The organism is Rhodoferax sp. (assembly GCF_023701345.1).
In the GTDB taxonomy this organism is placed as follows: domain Bacteria; phylum Pseudomonadota; class Gammaproteobacteria; order Burkholderiales; family Burkholderiaceae_C; genus Rhodoferax.
Window position 1 is genome coordinate 1 of the sequence record NZ_JAMPXE010000060.1, and the last position, 20,045, is coordinate 20,045.

Annotated in this window: 19 protein-coding genes and 1 pseudogene; 10 read left to right on the plus strand and 10 right to left on the minus strand. The window is 63.0% G+C overall.

Going from position 1 to position 20,045, the window contains the following annotated elements; all coding sequences use genetic code 11:
- From NDI87_RS09685 to NDI87_RS09710, 6 genes are all read left to right on the plus strand, one after another.
- A complete protein-coding gene (locus NDI87_RS09685; protein ID WP_366028651.1) occupies nucleotides 1-822 on the plus strand; it encodes an urea amidolyase associated protein UAAP1 in 822 nt (273 codons plus the stop codon).
- 55 nt (nucleotides 823-877) lie between these two features.
- Nucleotides 878-1,528, plus strand: coding sequence for an urea amidolyase associated protein UAAP2 (locus NDI87_RS09690; protein WP_296275004.1), 651 nt, complete (start codon nucleotides 878-880; stop codon nucleotides 1,526-1,528).
- Nucleotides 1,529-1,606: 78 nt separating this feature from the next.
- Entirely contained in the window at nucleotides 1,607-5,233 is a 3,627-nt protein-coding gene (uca, locus tag NDI87_RS09695; protein WP_296275005.1) for an urea carboxylase, read from the plus strand.
- A gap of 23 nt (nucleotides 5,234-5,256) precedes the next feature.
- Nucleotides 5,257-7,089, plus strand: coding sequence for an allophanate hydrolase (gene atzF / locus NDI87_RS09700; protein ID WP_296275006.1), 1,833 nt, complete (start codon nucleotides 5,257-5,259; stop codon nucleotides 7,087-7,089).
- A 75-nt stretch (nucleotides 7,090-7,164) separates the two neighbouring features.
- Nucleotides 7,165-7,401: a flavin reductase gene (locus NDI87_RS09705; RefSeq protein ID WP_296275007.1), complete on the plus strand. Its 237-nt coding sequence runs from the start codon at nucleotides 7,165-7,167 to the stop codon at nucleotides 7,399-7,401.
- Nucleotides 7,322-7,534: a flavin reductase gene (locus NDI87_RS09710; protein ID WP_296275022.1), complete on the plus strand. Its 213-nt coding sequence runs from the start codon at nucleotides 7,322-7,324 to the stop codon at nucleotides 7,532-7,534. Before NDI87_RS09705 ends, NDI87_RS09710 begins: the two co-directional genes overlap by 80 nt.
- Before the next feature lie 39 nt (nucleotides 7,535-7,573).
- Here NDI87_RS09710 and NDI87_RS09715 read toward each other — a convergent pair whose 3' ends face one another.
- Nucleotides 7,574-7,798: a YdcH family protein gene (locus tag NDI87_RS09715; protein ID WP_296275008.1), complete on the minus strand. Its 225-nt coding sequence runs from the start codon at nucleotides 7,796-7,798 to the stop codon at nucleotides 7,574-7,576.
- 114 nt (nucleotides 7,799-7,912) lie between these two features.
- Between NDI87_RS09715 and NDI87_RS09720 the strand changes: the two genes are divergently transcribed.
- The 3 genes from NDI87_RS09720 to NDI87_RS09730 all read left to right on the plus strand — a co-directional run bounded on the left by NDI87_RS09720 (nucleotide 7,913) and on the right by NDI87_RS09730 (nucleotide 10,932).
- Nucleotides 7,913-8,701 carry a DUF3750 domain-containing protein gene (locus NDI87_RS09720; RefSeq protein ID WP_296275009.1) on the plus strand — a complete coding sequence of 263 codons (789 nt, stop codon included), beginning with the start codon at nucleotides 7,913-7,915 and terminating at the stop codon, nucleotides 8,699-8,701.
- A gap of 105 nt (nucleotides 8,702-8,806) precedes the next feature.
- On the plus strand, nucleotides 8,807-9,037 hold the full coding sequence (locus tag NDI87_RS09725; RefSeq protein ID WP_296275010.1) for a FeoA family protein: 231 nt from the start codon (nucleotides 8,807-8,809) through the stop codon (nucleotides 9,035-9,037).
- Entirely contained in the window at nucleotides 9,034-10,932 is a 1,899-nt protein-coding gene (locus NDI87_RS09730) for a ferrous iron transporter B (RefSeq protein WP_296275011.1), read from the plus strand. The genes NDI87_RS09725 and NDI87_RS09730 overlap by 4 nt, the downstream gene beginning before the upstream one ends.
- A gap of 280 nt (nucleotides 10,933-11,212) precedes the next feature.
- Here NDI87_RS09730 and NDI87_RS09735 read toward each other — a convergent pair whose 3' ends face one another.
- From NDI87_RS09735 to NDI87_RS09750, 4 genes are all read right to left on the minus strand, one after another.
- Nucleotides 11,213-11,728, minus strand: a complete 516-nt coding sequence (locus tag NDI87_RS09735) for a universal stress protein (RefSeq protein ID WP_296275012.1) — start codon at nucleotides 11,726-11,728, stop codon at nucleotides 11,213-11,215.
- On the minus strand, nucleotides 11,725-12,699 hold the full coding sequence (locus NDI87_RS09740; protein ID WP_296275013.1) for a TerC family protein: 975 nt from the start codon (nucleotides 12,697-12,699) through the stop codon (nucleotides 11,725-11,727). The genes NDI87_RS09735 and NDI87_RS09740 overlap by 4 nt, the downstream gene beginning before the upstream one ends.
- Before the next feature lie 153 nt (nucleotides 12,700-12,852).
- Nucleotides 12,853-13,359, minus strand: a complete 507-nt coding sequence (locus NDI87_RS09745) for a universal stress protein (RefSeq protein ID WP_296275014.1) — start codon at nucleotides 13,357-13,359, stop codon at nucleotides 12,853-12,855.
- 166 nt (nucleotides 13,360-13,525) lie between these two features.
- On the minus strand, nucleotides 13,526-13,786 hold the full coding sequence (locus NDI87_RS09750) for a zf-TFIIB domain-containing protein (protein ID WP_296275015.1): 261 nt from the start codon (nucleotides 13,784-13,786) through the stop codon (nucleotides 13,526-13,528).
- 212 nt (nucleotides 13,787-13,998) lie between these two features.
- On the opposite strand from NDI87_RS09750, the gene NDI87_RS09755 reads away from it, so the two are divergent.
- The gene (locus NDI87_RS09755) at nucleotides 13,999-14,883 is read left to right on the plus strand and encodes a LysR family transcriptional regulator (protein ID WP_296275016.1); all 885 of its coding nucleotides are present in this window, start codon (nucleotides 13,999-14,001) and stop codon (nucleotides 14,881-14,883) included.
- A gap of 46 nt (nucleotides 14,884-14,929) precedes the next feature.
- Here NDI87_RS09755 and NDI87_RS09760 read toward each other — a convergent pair whose 3' ends face one another.
- The 5 genes and pseudogenes from NDI87_RS09760 to NDI87_RS09780 form a co-directional block, all read right to left on the minus strand.
- Entirely contained in the window at nucleotides 14,930-15,673 is a 744-nt protein-coding gene (locus NDI87_RS09760) for a TerC family protein (RefSeq protein ID WP_296275017.1), read from the minus strand.
- Between the two features lie 174 nt (nucleotides 15,674-15,847).
- A complete protein-coding gene (gene xylB, locus NDI87_RS09765; RefSeq protein ID WP_296275018.1) occupies nucleotides 15,848-17,308 on the minus strand; it encodes a xylulokinase in 1,461 nt (486 codons plus the stop codon).
- Nucleotides 17,309-17,327: 19 nt separating this feature from the next.
- The gene (locus NDI87_RS09770) at nucleotides 17,328-18,251 is read right to left on the minus strand and encodes an AraC family transcriptional regulator (RefSeq protein ID WP_296275019.1); all 924 of its coding nucleotides are present in this window, start codon (nucleotides 18,249-18,251) and stop codon (nucleotides 17,328-17,330) included.
- 142 nt (nucleotides 18,252-18,393) lie between these two features.
- Nucleotides 18,394-19,779: a D-arabinitol 4-dehydrogenase gene (gene dalD / locus NDI87_RS09775; protein ID WP_296275020.1), complete on the minus strand. Its 1,386-nt coding sequence runs from the start codon at nucleotides 19,777-19,779 to the stop codon at nucleotides 18,394-18,396.
- Nucleotides 19,780-19,835: 56 nt separating this feature from the next.
- Nucleotides 19,836-20,045: pseudogene (locus NDI87_RS09780) on the minus strand (glucose dehydrogenase); the annotation flags it as partial.

A 20,045-nucleotide genomic window follows, 5' to 3' on the forward strand; every position in this document is an offset into this window, starting at 1 on the left:
ATCGTTGTTTTTCACTTTCAACTTTTTAACGAGGTCACCATGCCCCTTGCTTTTGATGATTTGCCTGTTCTGGCTCGCGCTGCAGTGCCGGTTACGTCTGCCAGCTTTGCGCCTGAACTGGTGCTGTGGGAGGAAGCCCTGCCGGGTGGCTGTCACTGGTCGGGCCTGCTGCGCCGTGGTACCACGCTACGCCTGACCGACCTGAATGGCAAGGCCAATGTGTCCGCGCTGTTTTTCAACCAGGAAGAAAAGACCGAGCGCTACAACATGCCCGACACGCTCAAGGCCCAGCACACAGCCTTTTTGACGCAGGGCCATGTGTGTTATTCGGACATGGGGCGGGTGTTGTGTTCCATCTCAGAAGACAGCTGTGGCTGGCACGACACCTTCTCGGGCGTGCTGGATGCGGCTGGTGTGGAAAAAAAGTATGGCCAGGCGCGTTACCAGGAACACCGCAACGGCATGTTCCGCAGTGGCCAGGATGGGCTGGTGGTGGAGCTCAACAAATGGGGTCTGGGCCGCCGCGACCTCAATGCCAATGTCAACTTTTTCAGCAAGGTCAGCGCCGATGCTGATGGCAAGCTGCAGTTCGACATGGCGCACCGGCAAGCCGGCCAGCATGTGGACCTGCGCTTCGAGATGAATGTGCTGGTGATGCTGTCAGCGACGCCGCACCCGCTGGACCCCGCCGCAGACTACGCCCCTGGGCCGGTGCAACTGACCGCCTGGCGCTCGGGCACGGCGGGTGCCACCGACCCCTGCCGCCTGCTGTGCCCGGAAAACGGCCGTGGCTTCATCAACACCGAGCGCTGGTTTCTGTGAGCCCATGCGCTTCCAAACGCCTATCTGTCTGAACCATCAAGTCAAGGAAACCACCATGTCCGCCACCCTTCAACTCAGCGATCTTGACCCGGCGCATGCCGTTGTGGATGCCATCGTTCCCGCCGGCGAACCCTGGCTGCAAAAACTTGCCAAAGGCCAGATTTTTCGCATTGTCGACCTCGAAGGCAACCAGGCCGTGGACACATTGTTCTTCAACGCCGACGACGCCGAAGAACATTACAGCCTCACGCACACCATCCAGGCCCAGGGCGCTTTGTACCTGAGCCTGGGCAGCGTGCTGATGTCCAGCGAAGGCCGGCCCATGCTGACCATCGTGGCCGACACCTGTGGCCGCCACGACACGCTGGGCGGCGCCTGTTCCTGCGAAAGCAACACGGTGCGCTACGCCCTGGAAAAGCGCGCCATGCACAGTTGCCGTGACAGTTTCATGGCCGCCATCGCCAACAGCCCCTACGGCCTGCACAAGCGCGACATCGCCTCCAACATCAACTTCTTCATGAACGTGCCGGTCACGCCAGACGGCGGGCTGACGTTTGAGGACGGCGTGTCGGCGCCCGGCAAATATGTCGAGATGCGCGCCGAGATGGATGTGGTGGTGCTGATCTCCAACTGTCCGCAACTCAACAACCCGTGCAACGCCTACAACCCGACACCGGTGCGCTGCCTGGTGTGGGACCCGGCCTGACACCCAAGCTTGCAGGCCGGACGACCGGCCCTGTGTTCATGCCCGGCTGGACGACCCGCCCCTTGATCTGATCTGACCATGTTCAAAAAAGTACTTGTAGCCAATCGCGGCGCCATCGCCTGCCGCATCATCCGCACGCTGCGCCAGATGGGTGTGGGCGCGGTGGCCATTTATTCGGAGGCCGACGCCGAGTCCGCCCATGTCGCCATGGCCGACGAGGCCGTCTGTGTCGGCACGGCGGCGGTGGCGGGCAGCTACCTGGCGATGCACCGCATCATCGAGGCCGCGCTGGCCACGGGTGCGCAGGCCATCCATCCCGGCTACGGTTTCTTGTCGGAAAACGCGCAGTTTGTCGAGTTGTGCGAGGCGGCCGGGTTGGCTTTCATCGGCCCCACGCCGCAGCAAATGCGCACCTTCGGACTCAAGCACACGGCCCGTGCGCTGGCCCTTGATGCCGGTGTGCCCTTGCTGCCCGGCACCGGCCTGCTGGCTGACCTGGACACGGCGCTGGCGCAGGCCGACCTCATTGGCTACCCGGTGATGCTCAAGAGCAGCGCCGGTGGTGGTGGCATTGGCATGCAAATGTGCCCCGATGCCGAGACCTTGCGCAGCGCCTTTGAGTCCGTGAAACGTCTGGCCCAGTCCAATTTTTCGGATGCCGGGGTTTTTCTGGAACGCTTCATCAGCGATGCGCGCCACATCGAGGTGCAGATTTTTGGCGATGGTGCCGGCCAGGTGCTGGCGCTCGGCGAGCGCGACTGTTCGCTGCAGCGGCGCAACCAGAAGGTGGTGGAAGAAACACCGGCGCCCAATTTGCGCGCCGAGGTGCGCCAGGCGCTGCTGGACACGGCGCGCAAACTGGCCAGCAAAGCCTGTTACCGCTCGGCCGGCACGGTGGAATTTGTGCTGGATGCCACCACCCAGGAATTTTTCTTCCTCGAAGTCAACGCCCGCCTGCAGGTGGAGCATGGTGTCACCGAGGCGGTGACCGGCATCGATCTGGTGGACTGGATGGTGCGCCTGGCCGCCGGTGACATGCCAGCCCTCCACACGCTGCAGGTGGTGGCGCGCGGCCATGCGGTGCAGGCCCGCCTGTACGCCGAGGACCCGGCGAAGAATTTTCAGCCCGCCACCGGCTTGTTGACCGAGGTGAATTTTCCGGGCGACATCCGGGTCGACACCTGGATCGCACGTGGCAGCGAGGTCAGCGCCCATTACGACCCGATGCTGGCCAAGCTGATCGCGCATGGCGACGACCGCGCGCAGGCGCTGGCCAAACTGGCCCGGGCGCTGGATGAGACGCGCATCGCCGGGCTGGAGTCCAACCTCGACTACCTGCGCGCCGTGATGCATTTCGCGCCGTTCACGGCAGGCCGCCACACCACGCGCAGCCTGGCCACGTTCAGCGCGCCCAGCCATGCCATCGACGTGCTGAGCCCCGGCGTGCAAAGCTCGGTGCAGGACTGGCCTGGCCGCCTGGGTTACTGGGATGTGGGTGTGCCGCCGTCGGGCCCGATGGACGCGCTGGCGCTGCGTTTGGCGAATCGCCTGGTGGGCAACCCGGAAGGCGCGGCGGCGCTGGAAATCACCGTGGCCGGTCCGGGCTTGCGCTGTCGCAGCGCCATGCAGGTTGCAGTGACCGGGGCACCCATCGAGTTGACGCTGGACGGTGCACCCCTGCCCATGAACACGCTCCTGACGCTGGAGGCGGGGCAAACCCTGCGTCTGGGTCGCGTCATTGGCGCGGGCTGCCGCGCCTACCTGGCCGTGGCGGGCGGCATTGACGTGCCCGATTATTTGGGCAGCAAATCCACCTTCACGCTGGGCCAATTTGGCGGCCATGGCGGTCGGGTGCTGCGCGCCGGTGATGTGCTGCATGTCGGTCAGCTCGCCAGCCTGTCCGCCATGGAGTCCGTGACCGCCGCGGCCCTGGTGCCGAGCTACAGCAGCCATTGGGACATCGGCGTGCTGGTCGGACCCCACGCGGCGCCCGACTTTTTCACGCCCGACGACATGGCGATGTTTTTTGCCACCGACTGGCAGGTGCACTACAACTCCAGCCGCACCGGCGTGCGCCTGATCGGTCCCAAGCCCGGCTGGGCGCGTCGCGATGGCGGCGAGGCCGGGCTGCACCCGTCCAACATCCATGACAACGCCTACGCCATTGGTGCGATTGATTTCACCGGCGACATGCCCGTCATCCTGGGGCCCGACGGCCCGAGCCTGGGCGGCTTTGTTTGCCCGGCCACGGTGGTGCAGGCCGAGTTGTGGAAGCTGGGCCAGCTCGCGCCCGGCAACACGGTGCGTTTTGTGCCGCTGCGCCACGCCGATGCCACGGCAATGTTGCATGCCCAGCAGCAGGCGCTGGCGGCGCCGGCTTCCACCGTGCAGGAGACCTTGCCAGTGCCGATCGCCAGCAGCCAGCCGCTGGACGGCCCGGTGCTGCACCGCGTGCCGGCCCAAGGCGACAGCGTCGAGGTGGTGTACCGGCGCGCCGGTGATGCCTATGTGCTGGTCGAGTTTGGCGAGCTGCAACTGGACCTGACGCTGCGTTTTCTGGTGCACGCCCTGATGGCGCGGGTGCAGGCGGTGCGTGACGCCGGCCAGCTGCCCGGCGTGATTGACCTGACGCCGGGCATTCGTTCGCTGCAGGTGCATTACGACCCGCTGGTGTTGCCGCTGGCCCAGCTGATGGACCACTTGCTGCAGGCGCAAGCGGGCTTGAGCGCCAGCACCGACATCGAAGTGCCCAGCCGCACGGTCTGGCTGCCCTTGTCCTGGGACGACCCGGCCACCCAGCTGGCGATTGAAAAATACATGCAGTCGGTCAGTGCCGACGCACCCTGGTGCCCGAGCAATATCGAGTTCATCCGCCGCATCAATGGCCTGCCCGACATTCAGGCGGTCTATGACATCGTGTTCGAGGCCAGCTACATGGTGCTGGGCCTGGGCGACGTGTACTTGGGCGCGCCGGTGGCGACACCGCTGGACCCGCGACACCGGCTGGTCACCACCAAGTACAACCCGGCGCGCACCTGGACGCCGGAAAACGCGGTCGGTATTGGCGGCGCCTACCTGTGTGTGTACGGCATGGAGGGCCCCGGCGGCTACCAGTTTGTCGGTCGCACGGTGCAGATGTGGAACCGCTGGCGCGAAACCAGTGAATTTGTTGCCGGCAAGCCCTGGCTATTGCGCTTTTTTGACCAGATCCGTTTCTACCCCATGGGGGCGCAGGAGTTGCTGGATTACCGCAAGGACTTCATTGCGGGAAGAGTCGGCTTGCGCATCGAAGAGGGCAGCTTCCGCCTGTCCGACTACCAGCGCTACCTGGCTGACAACGCTGATGCCATTGCCCAATTCAAGCAGGGCCAACAGGCGGCCTTCGAGGCCGAACGGGAGCGCTGGCGGCTCGCCGGTGTGTCCGAAGCGCCCGATACCGGAGCCGCGGATGACGCAGCCGCCCGTGCCGCAGCGGCCCAAGCTTTTGACGGCGAGGTGGTGGCCTCCCAGGTTTCGGGCGGGGTCTGGTCGGTGCTGACCACGGTGGGTGCGCAGGTCAAGGCCGGCCAGGCGCTGCTGGTGATCGAGTCGATGAAGATGGAAATCACGGTGCATGCCCCTTGCGACGGCTGCATTGAACAACTGCTTTGCACTGAGGGCCAGGCAGTAACCGCCGGGCAAGCCCTGGTGCTGATGCGTCAGTGATGAACCCAATACTCTAGAAGGAAATGAAGATGCTTGATTTGTCCATTCCCGCGCTGCGGGCCCGTTACCTGGATGGCAGCCTGACCCCGATGGTACTGGTGGAAGCCCTGCATGCGCAGATGCTGGCGGAAGACGCGGTGCTGGAGCGCCATGTCTGGATTCGCCGCTTGACGCTGGATGAAATGCGTGCCTACGCAGCGGCACTGGACGGGCGTGATCCCAACACCTTGCCGCTGTACGGCATTCCGTTTGCCATCAAGGACAACATCGACCTGGCTGGCATTCCCACCACGGCGGCCTGCCCCGAATTTGCCTACACCCCCGAGGCCAGCGCCACCGTGGTGCAGCGGCTCATTGCGGCGGGTGCCATTCCCGTGGGCAAGACCAACCTCGACCAGTTCGCCACCGGTCTGGTGGGGGTGCGCTCGCCTTATGGCGCGTGCCGCAACAGCATCGATCCGGATTACATCTCGGGCGGTTCGTCGGCCGGTTCGGCCGTGTCCGTGGCCCGCGGTCTGGCCAGTTTTTCGCTGGGCACCGACACCGCGGGTTCCGGCCGTGTGCCGGCCATGCTGAACAATCTGGTGGGCCTGAAACCCACCTGCGGCCGGCTTCCCGCCACCGGTGTCGTGCCGGCCTGCCGCACGCTGGACGTGGTGTCAGTGTTTGCGCTCACGGCGGGTGATGCGGCCAGCGTGCTGGCGGCCGCGCAGGGCGAGGACCCGCTGGATGCGTATTCGCGTACTTTGCCGCCGCACGGTCACAACTTTGGCGCCGCCAGCGCCTTCCGCTTTGGCGTGCCGCGTGAAGCAGATCTGGAATTTCATGGCAACCCGGAAGGTCCGGCCCAGTTTGCCCAGGCGGTGGCGCACCTGGTCGCCCTGGGCGGCACGCCGGTAGAAGTGGACCTGACGCCGTTTCGCGCGGTGGCGACCCTGCTCTACGAAGGTCCGTGGGTGGCCGAGCGTTACCAGGCCATCCGGGCCTTCATTGAAACCCAGCCCGACGCGCTGCACCCGGTGACGCGCGCCATCACCGAAAAAGGCATTCAGATCTCAGCACCCGACACCTTTGCCGCGCTCTACCGCCTGAAAGAACTGCAGCTGCAAACGCGACCGGTGTGGGACAGCATCGACTGCCTGGTCACACCGACCGCCAGCACGGCCTACACCATTGCGGCGGTCGAGGCGGACCCGATACGGCTCAATTCCAACCTGGGGCACTACACCAACTTTGTCAACCTGCTCGACCTGTCCGCGGTGGCCGTGCCCACCGGTTTCATGAGCGCGGCAAAAACCAACATGCCCTGGGGCGTGACCTTGGTGGCGCCGGCCGGGCAGGACTTGCCCCTGCTGTCGTTGGCCGCGCGCCTGCATGCGCGCACCGTGCCAACCGTCGGTGCCACGCCGCACGCGCCGCACTTGTTGCCCGGTGCAACGCCAGATGCAGCGGTCTTTCCATCGGGTCTGGTGTGCGTGGCGGTGTGCGGCGCGCATTTGAGCGGTCTGCCGCTGAACTGGCAACTGACGCAGCGTGGCGCCCGGCTGGTGCAGACCACCCACAGCGCGCCTTGCTACAAGCTGTTTGCCTTGCCCGGCGGCCCACCGTACCGGCCCGGCATGCTGCGCGTGGCGGCAGGTGGCGCCGCCATTGAACTGGAGGTGTGGGAGCTGCCGGCGCACGCGTTCGGCTCCTTTGTGGCGGGTATTCCGGCGCCGTTGGGCATTGGCACGGTTGAACTCGCGGATGGCAACCAGTTGCAGGGCTTTGTCTGCGAGGCTTACGCCACATCAATGGCAAAAGACATCAGCCACCTGGGTGGCTGGCGCGCCTATCTGCGCAGCATCGCCCAATAGGATATTGACGATAGTTCCAAGGACTGCGCGACCTCATGCCACCGTGTAGTGGACTACATCAACGGAGGCGTGAAAATGGCCAAACGTACTTATCCGCAGTCCAGGGTCTACGGTCTGATCGAGCCGGGACCTGTGGTGCTGCTCACCACGTCGCACAAGGGCAAGATCAACGTGATGCCCCTGTCATGGCACACCATGATGGAACTTGAGCCACCGCTGGTGGGCTGCGTTGGTGGAGGCTCCGCTGATTGCAGCGTGTTATGCCAACCTGGAATGTCGGGTCGTCGACACGTGTTTGATGAATCGTTATAACTTTTTCATCCTGGAAGTCGTCAAGACCTGGGTTGATCCTGCATGCAAATCCCCACAAACCCTGCATCACCAGGGACGCGGGATTTACATGTTGTCCGGTGAGGCGATCAAGTTGCCATCCAGGATGAAGTAGTCCGGCCGAATCGCCTGGCGCTGGCACCAGGCGATTGCCTCAATCCTTGACGGTATTGGTTTTTTTTAGGATGTCGTAGAGGGCATCCTTGATCAGCAGCTTTTCTTTCTTCAGCTGTTCAATTTCTTCATGCGTGCCGGGTTCGATGTGCGCCTCCATGTGCCTGATTTTCTGGTCCAGTGCATTGTGCTTCTCGAACAGGCGCACAAAATTGAGATCGGAGAGCTTCAACTGGGCGATTTGGTCGCGGTATTCAGGAAACATCGGTACTCCTTCAAAATGTCCGGGGCTGCACAAAGATGGTGCGAGTGTGCAGTCTAACAAGCTGGCGCCAATGGCAGTGATCGATTTTGTATCAATGTACGCTAAAGTGACAGCATGACAAATTCCACTCGCATCGCACTGGGCTTGCTCGCGCTGCTCGGCCTGTCTTTCAGTCTGAGCCTGGCACAAACCGTGGCCTCCATCCCTGATGAAGGGCAGCGCAGTTGGCGCGACGCCGCACGCCATTCGGCCGGCATCGCGCCTGACCCCGAACAACTGGCCGGTGTGGCCATCGTTCAGGTCTATGCCGCCCCGACCTACGGCTGGCGAGGCACTTTTGCGGTTCACCCCTGGATCATCTTCAAGCGCGCTGGCGAGACGGCCTACACCCGCTATGACGTGGTCGGTTGGCGCGCGCCGCAGGTGGTACAGCGCAACTACGCGCTGCCTGACGGGCTCTGGTATGGCAAACAACCGAGCCTACTGGTCGACCACCGGGGCGAGGCCGCCGCGGCCATGGTCCCGGCCATTGAGGCCGCCATTGCCAACTACCCCCACGCCGATGACTACCGCAGTTATCCCGGGCCGAACAGTAATACCTTTCTGGCGCACATTGGCCGCGAGGTGCCTGCGCTGAGGCTGGACTTGCCGGCCAACGCCATCGGCAAGGACTATCGGCCTTTGAGTCATGCGCTCGGCGTTTCCGCTACAGGAGCCGGGGTCCAGGCTTCGTTGCTCGGCGTGCTTGGTTTGAGCGTTGGTGTGCAGGAGGGGGTGGAGTTCAACCTGTTCGGCTTGAGCTTCGGCATTGACATCAACAGTCCGGGCCTGCGTTTGCCTTTTGTCGGCCGGCTGGGCCTTGACGACAGGAGCGAATCGGGTGCCGGGGATTCCAACCCTTGAAGTTTTGCTATTAATCCGGCGAACGGCGCATACTAATCTGGACAGATGACATGCCGTTTTTAGTGTTGTACAATGAGAATAATTCTCATTTACTAGGACGCTATCGTGCTCACACTGAATTTGAAAGAGGCCGCCATAGGCCAATGGCATCGCATCCAGGCAACATCCGCCCATAACCAGCGAATGGAGGAACTGGGTTTTCTGCCGCTGGAAAGGGTCAAGGTACTGCGGCGCAGCTGGTTCAGGAGCGGTGCGCTGGTGGTGCAGGTGGGCGATGCGGTCTTTGCGCTGCGCCCGGGCGAGGCGCAGATGGTGTCGTTGGAGCCCGTAGCATGAGTACCGTCACCACCGTCACCACCGTCACCACCGTCAACACTTCTGGCCTGGCGCAAAAGACACTGGCCCTGCTGGGCAATCCCAACTGCGGCAAGACCGTGCTGTTCAACCGTTTGACCGGCAGCCAGCAAAAAGTGGCGAACTATGCCGGCGTGACCGTGGACATGAAGCGCGGCTTGATGAAAACGAGCGCCGGTCGCTCCGTCACCGTGGTGGACCTGCCGGGCACCTACAGTCTCAATGCCGGCAGCGAGGACGAAGCCGTGGCCTGCGCGGTGGTGCTGGGGCACAGTTTGCAGACCAGCGCGCCGAATCTCACGGCCGTGATTCTGGATGCCACCCGGCTGCGCCGTGGGCTGCGGCTGGTGGCCGCACTCCAACGCGTGCAGGTGCCCATCGTCGTCGTGCTCAACATGATGGACCGGGTGCGCGGCCAGGGCAGGGAACTGGATGCCAGTCGTCTTGAGCAGGCGCTGGGCGTGCCGGTGGTTGAAGCCACGGGTATCCATGCGCAAGGAACCGACGAGCTCAGGGCCCTGCTGGACCGGCCGGACATCTGGCAACAGACGTCGCGTGAAAAGCTCGCTCAAGAGCGCAGCCATGCCGCCGCGCTGACCGATGACCAGCAGGCGCAGGCCTGGCTGGTCCAGGCCGGCATGGAAGCGCCCCTGGCCGAGCACCGCTGGTCGCGCCGTCTTGACCATTGGCTACTGCACCCGGTCGCCGGCACGCTGGTGTTGCTGACCTTGCTGTTCTTCATTTTTCAGGCGGTGTTTGCCTGGGCCGAATGGCCGATGGGATTGATCGAGGAAACCATCAACATCGTCGTCCAGGGCGTCAACGGGCTGCTGCCGGACGGCTTGCTCAAAAGCCTGCTGGTCGACGGCGTCATCGCCGGCGTGGGTGGCGTGCTGGCCTTCCTGCCGCAAATCCTGATTCTTTTCTTTTTCATCCTGCTGCTGGAGGAGTCGGGCTACCTGCCCCGTGCTGCCTTGTTGCTGGACCGACTGATGGGCAGCCTGGGCTTGTCAGGCCGGTCGTTCATCCCTTTGCTTTCCAGCTTTGCCTGCGCCATACCAGGCATCATGGCGACAAGAACGATTGCCGACCGCCGTGCCCGCTGGGTCACGATCCTGATTGCGCCATTGATGACCTGCTCGGCCCGGCTGCCCGTTTACGCCTTGCTGATTGGTGCCTTTATTCCCAGCCGTCAGGTCTGGGGCATGGGCCTGCAGGGGTTGGTGTTGTTTGGCTTGTACCTGTTTGGCATTGTTTCAGCCGTGCTGGTGGCCTGGGTCGTCAAGCTGTGGGGCAGTTCGCAGGCCTCGGCACAATTGATGATGGAACTCCCTGACTACCACTGGCCGCGCGCCAAGGACATCCTGATCGGCCTGTGGCAACGCGCTTCAATTTTTCTGCGCAATGTCGGGGGCATCATCCTGGCGCTGACCGTGATCCTGTGGTTTTTGTCCACCTTTCCGCTCGCCCCCACGGGTTTCAGCGGGACCGCGATCGAGTACAGCATGGCCGGGCGCATTGGCCGGGCGCTGGCCGTGGTGTTCGAGCCGATCGGATTCAACTGGCAAATCGCGGTGGCACTGATACCGAGTCTGGCAGCGCGCGAAGTGGTGGTCAGCGCCCTGGGAACGGTGTACGCGCTGTCCCAGACTGGCGACGATGTCGGCACGGCGCTGGCGCCCCTGATTGGCGCCGACTGGACGCTGGCCACCGGCTTGTCCTTGCTGGTCTGGTTCGTTTTTGCCCCGCAATGCCTGGCCACGCTGGCCGTGGTGCGCAAAGAGGTTGGCGGCTGGGCCATGCCTGCCGGCATGGCCGCGTTCCTGTTCTCACTCGCCTACGCTGCGTCATGGATCACTTACCGGGTGGCGTCATGATCACGCCATTCCCTCTCACCCTGATCGATCTGACGGTCGTGTTGGCTGCGCTCGTATGGGCCTGCAGTTTCCTGTGGCGTCGCTTCTGGCAACCCCGTGGCAAGCGAAGCAGCGCTTGTGACAACTGCGAAAAGTGTGGGCATTGATTTTTTGCCCTTTTCCCTAAGACAAGGATTCATGGGGAGCGCCGGGAATGTGGCAGTCCCAACGAAGCAGGTGATTGCGCCGGGCTGGATGAACCTAGACGCAGGGCCGCGTCAGTCAAGGGTACGGGCAGGCGTCAGCGCACGATCAGGACAGGCAGCCTGGCCAGGTGCACGACCTTGTAGGCCACCGAGCCCAGCAACAGGGATTCGGCAGCGGTCAGCCCGCGCGAGCCGATGACGATGCCGCGACTGCCCAGCGCGTCGGCCAGGTCCGCGATCTCTGGCGCCCCCTCTCCCATGACGACATGCAGGCGCCAGCGAACCGACGCCGCGTCGAGCAACTGGCGCGCCTGCGCCGTGGCTGCCCATCCGCGCCGCGCCAGCTCTGTCTCTGCGGCCTCCTTGGTCAGCCAGGGCTGGACATGGATCAGGTCGACCTCGGCGCTCTGCTCCAGTGCCGCCAAACCTGCCGCCATCGCCACGGCGCGTGAGGCGCACTCGGAACCGTCGACCGCCACCAGCCAGCGCGCACTGGCTTGGTCTTCACTGATCCCGGCGCCGTGCCAGGTCGCGGCGACGAGCCGGCCCATGTCATCGCGCCGTTCTTGGGCTGACGCCGGTATGGCGCCTGGTATTGCAGCATCGGTCATAAAACACCCTCGGACGGTTTTTTGCTCGAGAACTTCAAGCTGAGGATCACAGAAATCAGGATGATCGAGCCCACGAGCAACAGCGACCACTGCACCGGCATGTGGAACCATGGCAGCACCAGCATCTTGCCGCCGATAAAGACCAGCACCAGCGCCAGGCCGTACTTGAGCAGGTGAAAGCGGTCGGCCATGTCGGCCAGCAGAAAGTACAGCGCCCGCAGGCCCATGATGGCGAAGATGTTGGATGTGAACACGATAAACGGATCGGTGGTCACCGCGAAGATGGCCGGGATGCTGTCAACGGCGAAGATCAGGTCGCTGGCCTCGATCATCATCAGCACCAGGAACATCGGCGTCGCATAACGCAGACCGTTGATGCGGACAAAAAAGGCATCGCCATGAAAGCCCGGGGTGATGCGCATGTGGCCACGCAGCCAGCGCAGGAAGGGGTTCTGCTCCAGGTCGGGCTTTTGCTCGGCGAAGACCAGCATCTTGATCCCGGTCAGCACGAGAAACGCGCCGAACACGTAGAGCACCCAGGCGAACTCCGAGACGAGCCAGACGCCGGCCATGATCATGCCGGCGCGCATGACAATCGCACCGATCACGCCGTACAACAGCACGCGGCGCTGCAACTCCGGCGGAACGGCGAAGTAGCTGAAGATCATCACGAACACGAACATGTTGTCCACCGACAAGGACTGTTCGATGAGGTAGCCGGTGAAGAACTCCATGGCCTTGCGGTTGGCAATTTCGCGGCCGGTCGTGCCGTCCAGATACCACCATAACAAGGCGCCGAACGTGATGGCCAGGAGCATCCAGGCCACGACCCAGCTCGCGGCCTCCTTGACCGAGACCCGGTGGGCCTTGTTTCCGCCGAGGACGAACAGGTCCAGGGCCAGCATGGCCAGCACGAAGACGATGAAGCCGGCCCACATCGGGCCAGTGGCGAATGATTCGATGTTGTTCATGGGCAGCCCCTGGACGCGGCGTGCGTGGCCGGTCTTCTTTGGGATGGTGTGATTGAGACGCTTGTTTTCATGGGTTGTCAGGTGGCGTTACAGGTCAGCAAACAAGCATCTGGTCGAGGTTTGATTTACGCCAATCGGTGCAGCTGAGCCACATCAGTCGGCCGCCATTCCCAGGACAAGGAGGCCCGCGCCGACGCCTGCCGGAATGCCAACACGCTCCAGGTTCGAGGCTGCGTCCCCGGCTATCACCTCCACGGGAACTGTTGTGCGCTCAATCACCTGGTTGGTGACCGAGTCCTCGACCCAGCGGATCAGTGAGCTTTTGCGTGCGGTGCCCATCACGATGCGATCGCATCGGAGCCGACGCGCCATATCGGCAATGCAATCGGCCTTGTCGCCGACTTCGGTATGGACGGTGTACGGTATGCCGGAACGGTCCAGCGCCTGCCGCGCGGGCTCGAGCGCCTTCTCGGCCTGCTCTTGATGGAGCGCCATCCGGTCCCGCCTGCTGGTGAAATCGCTGACGTGCTTCGAGAACGGCGGCTGTACGTTGAGAACGTGGATTTGGAGATTCCGGTTCTTCATGAACTCGCTCACAACGTGACGCACGCCGTGCAGCGAATCAGGTGATCCATCGGATGGGATAAGGACACGCGACATGACTTTACTCCTTCAGTTTGATCGGTTTGACGGGACGATATTCAACGGCCTGTTGGGACAGGCTGGTCATACCGCGATGCCCACCAGCGCCACAAAGTGGCTGGCAGCTTGGTGTTACGTGGACAGGGTTGCATGATTTTGTCGTCCTCGGCTTGGGTCGAAGCGATCAGTCGAAGATGTCGCTCAACCAGGACTTTTTGCGACGGGGGTAATGCCCTTGCGCACCACGGTAGTCAGAATCCACAAAGTCTGGCTGGGACCGTCCCGCGGCGGGGCTTGGCGGCGACGGCGCGGCAGCGCGATCAATCAGCTTGTCGAGTTCGCCACGATCAAGCCACACCCCCCGACATTGCGGGCAGTAGTCAATCTCGACACCCTGGCGATCACTCATCACCAAGGTGGTTTCGGGGCAGGCAGGGCATTTCATGGAGAGGTCCTTGGTCATTGGTTATTGGAGATTCATCAGAGCTGTCCATCCCAAACAGGGCGAGAAAAACGGAGCCTTTGTGTTTTTGGATATTCCATGACGATAACTCCACCGGGTTGAACATGGGCAGACTATAGGTGTCTATAAAATTCTGAAAAAGAAGATAATTTCGAATCCATAGTTCTGAAAAAACTGAATGTCAGAATGAACCCATGAGCACGAACTTCAGCTACCGGCATCTCTACTACTTTTGGGTCGTCGCCAAGGAGGGTGGCATGGCTCGCGCCGCCGAACGTCTGGGCATGGCAGTGCAAACCGTGAGCACGCAGGTTCGCGAGCTGGAACGCTCACTCGGGTACGCTTTGCTCAAGCCGGCCGGACGCGGGGTGGCGTTGACGGGCGCGGGGATTGCCGCCATGCGGCAGGCCGAGCAAATCTTCCAGCTCGGAGAACAACTGCCGGCGGTGGTGCGTGACGCGGTCGGCTCGCCCACTGTGCGTCTGGTTGTTGGCATCTCCGATGCCCTGCCGAAGCTGGCGGTCAGGCGTTTGCTGCAGCCGGTGATGCAGGAGCCAAACCTAAGGCTGCTGTGCCACGTAGACGAGTTCGAAGATCTGCTGGGTGATCTGGCGCTGCACCGGCTCGATGTGGTACTGGCTGACCGGGCTGCGCCGCCGAATCCCAACCTCAAGGTTTACAGCCACGCGCTGGGCTCATTGGCGCTGGCCTGGTACGCGCCAGCGTCACTGCATGCGGCAGCCCGGCGCGGCTTTCCGCAATCTTTGTCCAAGGTTCCCGTGCTGCTGCCAACAACCCACGCCGCGGTCCGTGTCCGGCTCGACCAGTGGTTTGAGCGCATGGCGATCAAGCCGCACGTGGTTGGCGAGTTCGAGGACAGCGCCTTGCTCAAGACATTTGGCGCAGCGGGCATGGGCATTTTTCCGGCGACCGAGCTGGTACGCGACGAACTGACGGTCCGCTACAGCGTCAAGCGGGTGGGTGCTTGCGAGGGTGTTGAAGAGCACTTCTTTGCGATTGGGGCGCATAAAAAAGTGTTGCACCCGCTGGTGCAGAAGTTGCTGCCAGCTCAGGGTTAGCGAGAATGCTGCGTGCAACCCTTGCCATGTACCTGTGGTGCCTGGATCAGCTTGTTCGGGCGGCAAGTCGCTTGGAACGTGCCCTGATGTTGAGCGCCTCAACCCCCAGGGAAAACAGCATGGCGGTGTAGACATAGGCTTTCGGCACATGTATGTCAAACGCCTCGGCGACCAGCAGGGTGCCCACCATGGTCAGGAATGCCAATGCCAGCACCTTGATGGAAGGGTGTTTGTCCACGAATTCACCGATCGGCTTGGCGGCAAACATCATGACGGCCACCGATGCGATCACGGCCGCCACCATCACACCGATCTGGTCCACCATGCCCACCGCGGTGATCACCGAGTCCAGGGAAAAGACAATGTCCACGATGCCAATTTGCACAATGGTGCCCCAAAACATGGAGGCGCCGGTTTTAACGTGATCGACTCCGGCGCTGACTTCCTTGGCTTCGTGGGCTTCAACTTCCAGGAAAATCTCGTGTGAGGCTTTGTAGAGCAGAAACAATCCGCCACCGAGCAGGATCAGGTCGCGGCCGCTGATGGCTTGTGCCGCCACCGTAAAAATTGGACTGGTCAGGGTCATGACCCAGGCCAGGCTGAACAGCAGGGCAATGCGCGAAACCATGGCAAATCCCAGTCCGAGACGACGCGCCAGATCCCTCTTCTCGGGTGGCAGGCGACCGACCAGGATGCTGATGAAAATGATGTTGTCGATACCCAGAACGATTTCAAGCGCTGCGAGCATAAAGAAAGCGATCCAGATATTCGGGTCGGTGAGCAGTTCCATGGTGGTCTTAGTTAAGTAAAACCCGCAAGTCTACTTGCCTGCTCAAATTGCTGCAGCGCATGTGTCTGCAACAGGGTTGAAGCCACAGATGTATTAAGGCTTATCCGGGGAAAACCCCTGATGCTGTTGTCTTGCCGCCCCGGGCCCCAAGGCGCTTCCAGTTGGTCATCCAGCTCAAAACAAATGGGTCAGGGCCGGGTACAAAGCCCGGTAGCGCGGGTAGCGCCCAGACAACAATTGCGCACTGGCGGTGTCGGGCTCAAAGGCGCGCTCGGTCGGCAGGCTTTGGCATACCTGGTCCACGCTGCCGCCGTCGGCGAGCCAGGCCAGGCGGGCGGCTCCCAGCGCCGCCGCCGTGTGGGCACCTTCACAGCGCTGCAACGGACAGCCCAGCCCGCTGGCCAGTAATTGCGCCCAGGCATCGCTGCGCGCACCGCCGCCGACCAGCGCCAGCGGCTGTGCGGAGGGGCCGCTTTGACCCATGGCGCGCAGGCCGTCCATGAGGCCGAAGCTCACCCCCTCCATCACCGCATAGCCCAGGTCGGCCGCCGTGTGATCGCTGCGCAGGCCGATGAAGACGCCGCTGGCCTTCGGGTTGTTGTGCGGCGTGCGCTCGCCACTCAGGTAAGGCAGAAAAATTGGTGCGGCAGCTCTTCTGGACTGCGATAAATCGGCCACCTGTTGCGACAATTGCGCTTCATCCGCCGTGCCGGTGAGCCGGGTGACCCAGCCAAAGGCACTGGCTGCGCTCAGCATGACCGACATCTGGTGCCAACGCCCGGGCAGGGCATGGGCAAACGCGTGCACCGCCAGTTCGGGGGCGGGCTGGTAACGGTCGCTGACCAGAAACACCACACCCGAGGTGCCCAGTGAGACAAAACCCTGCCCCGGGTTGACCGCGCCAATGCCCACGGCGCTGGCGGCGTTGTCACCGCCGCCGCCGGCCACCATCACATGCTGTGGCAAGCCCCATTGCCGGGCCAGCGTCGGCAGCAAGGTGCCGCTGGGCTGGCTGCCTTCCACCAGGCGCGGCATATGGGACAGGTCAAGTCCACATGCCGTCAACATCGTCTCGCTCCAGCAGCGTTGACCCACATCCAGCCACAGCGTGCCGGAGGCGTCTGACATCTCGCTGACCGACTCGCCGGTGAGTTGCAGGCGCAACCAGTCCTTGGGCAGCAGCACTTTGCTGATTTGCTCGAAAACAGCGGGTTCGTGCTCGCGCAGCCAGAGCAGCTTGGGCGCGGTAAAGCCCGGCATGGCCAGGTTGCCGGTGATCTGGCGCGAGTTCGGCACCAGCCGCTCAAGCTCGGTGCATTGGGCCTCTGCGCGCCCGTCGTTCCAGAGAATGGCGGGGCGCAGCACATTGGACTGGTGATCCAGCACCACGGCGCCATGCATCTGGCCTGACAAACCGATGGCACGAATTTGTTGCCAGGCGTGCGGCGCGGCGGCGCGCAGTTGCGCCACCGCAGATTCCAGCGCCAGCCACCAGTCACGCGGCTGCTGTTCGCTCCAGGTGGGGTGCGGACGCTGCAGGCTCAGCGGCGCGTCGACACTGGCGTGGACATGGTGGGCTGCATCCAGCAGCAGAAGTTTCAGGCCCGAAGTGCCCAGATCAATGCCGAGGTACATGGTGGTGCGGGTGTGATGGTCAGGCTTTCAGGCCAAAGCGGCTGGCCGTCTGGCGCCGGTAATCGCTCGGTGTCATGCCCTTGATGTCAAGAAAGCGCCGGTTGAAATTGGCGATGTTGTTGAAGCCCACCTGGTAGCCAATGTGGGTGATCAGCAGGTCGGACTCCATCAGCAATTGGCAGGCGCGGCTGACGCGCACATGGTTGACGAAGTCGGTGAAGGTGTTGCCGGTGGCGCGCCGGAAAAAGCGCGAGAAGCCGCTTTCGCTCATGCCCAGTTCGCGTGCCAGATCGGCCGCCGAAGCGGGCTCGGCCAGGTTTTCGCTGATGCGGCTGACGATGGCATTGATCTGGTCGAGCTGGGCATCGTTGTCTTCGCTTTGCATCTGGGTGCTCGACAGCAGCCGGTAGTCGGTGCACTGGGCCAGTTCGCTCAAAAAATCACAAAACGCGCCAAAGCGGGCCAGCCCCTTGTGCGATTTGATGTTTTGCCAGTGCTGGCGCGCCTGCGGGTAGATGCCAAAAAACTCGACCCCGTGTTTGGCCCGCTCCAGCAGCGGCAGCACCTCGCGCAATTCCGGAATGTGCTGGCTGCCGGTCTCGATCGGTGCGTGCAGGAACTGAATGACCAGGTCACGCTCGACCACACCGCCGTCGGGCACATCGGCGCTGACCCAGTTGTGCGGCAACCGCGGGCCGACCATGACCACCTGGCCGGGCTGGAAATGCCCGATCCAGTCGCCGACAAAGACCTTGCCCGAGGTGGCCGTGATGAGGTGCAGCTCGTACTCGTCATGGTGGTGCCAGCGTGCCAGCGGCGTCGGGTAACCATGCGCGAGGCAGCGGATAAAGCCGGACTCGCTGGGCGGCTCGTAGCCGAGATCGGGAGATCGGACATAGTCGTGCTCCAGTTCGGGTTTGAGTTGGCGTGGCAGGAGGGTCATGGTGTGGCGCGACGTGGTTGGTATTGAATGGCGTTAAAGATCAGCGCATCACCTTACCACCACTCACGTTCAGAGTGTGCGCCGTAAGCTACGAGGCCCAGTCGCTGGCCAGGAAAACAGTGGCACAGCAGAGCCGAGGTTGTCATGCTTGATGGTTCCTGATAAAGAGCGTGACACGTTGAAATGCGCTGCGCATGGCCTGCATCAGCCGCTCGTCGCTGGCCAGCGGGCCCCACAACACGGGGTCGGCACAGAAAGCGGCGACTGGGTCGGCCGCTTCACAGATGGCATGGGCCGCGGCCGGGTCCATCGCCTGGTCCTGGTAGGTGTAGGGAATTTGCCCGGTATGCCAGCGCTGCAGGTAGGCCAAAAACAACGCAGGCAGCATGGCCACGCTGTTGATCGTCTCACCGCGCGCCAGCCGGTCGCGGATGGTGGGTGCGATCATGGCCGGGATCTTGGCAAATGCGTCCATCGCCACACGCTGGTTGGTGTCGGCGATGGCCGGGTTGCCAAAGCGGTCGAGCACCACGTCGCGGTATTTTTCAAGGTCGATCGGGCAAGGCAAGAGCACCGGAATGGTGTCGTCGGTGACGTAGTCAAAGGCAAACTGGCGAATCACCGGGTCGAGCGTGCCCTCATGGATGTAGGTGTAGCCGACCAGCGTGCCGGCCCAGGCGATGCAGCTGTGGGTGGCGTTGAGCAGGCGGATCTTGGCTTCTTCGTAGGCCTGCACCGAGTCGACCATCTCGACACCCACGGTTTCCCAGGCCGGCCGCCCGGCGATGAAATTGTCTTCGATCACCCACTGGATGAAGCTCTCGCCCATCAGTGCGGCGGGGTCGTCCACACCGGTGGCGGCGAGCACCCGTGCACGCACTTCAGGTGTCGGCCGCGGGGTGATGCGGTCGACCATGGCATTGGGGCTGGTGGTGTTGGCCTGCACCCAGGCCAGCAGGGCGCTGTCGCCGACGAGTTCAATGAATTGCAGCAGGCCGCCGCGCGAACGCTCGCCGTTGTGGCGCAGGTTGTCGCAGTTCAGCAGCGTCACCGGCCCGGCGTTGGCCCGCATGCGCGCGCGCAGGATGGCGGTGAGGGCGCCGTAGATCGTTGCCACCGGTTCGCCGGCTTTGACTGCGGCCAGGTCGGCGCGCAGGTCGGCAAAGTTCTGGTCCAGCTGGTTTTTTGCATCCAGGTAGTAACCGGCTTCGGTCACGGTGAACGAGATGATGTGGGTGTCGGGGGCAGCGCCAATGACGACCAGGCCGCTGAGCTCGGCGTCAAACGGCACCACGGTCTGGATCGAGGTGATGCGGGTGTAGCTGCGCTCGTTGTGCGGGGTGACGGTTTCCAGCGTGTAGGCGCCGCCCTGCTTGAGAAGCGCGTCGATGGTGTCGGCCATGTCGGGGCGGATGTTGCCGCCGGCCAGTGCCCAGCGGCGGTCACCGGTTTGCTGCAATTGGTGCAGGTAGACAGCTTGGTGGGCACGGTGGAACGAGCCCAGGCCCAGGTGGAGGATGGTGTTCATGGTTTGGTTTCTTTGCAGAGTCCGAATGTCAATGAAAAGCGCCGTGGATCACCGGTTCAGAGGTCGAAGTTTGAGGGCATCATCACCACGTCGCGGATCGTCATGCCGCGCGGGCGGGTGAGCATGAACAGCACGACGTCGGCGACCTGAGCCGCCTCCAGCAAACTGCCCTTGGCCTTGAGGTCAGCCAGTTTTTCGGCCGGCCAGTCGGCCAGCAGCCCGGTGATCACCGGCCCCGGCGAGATGGCGCCCACGCGGATGCCGTG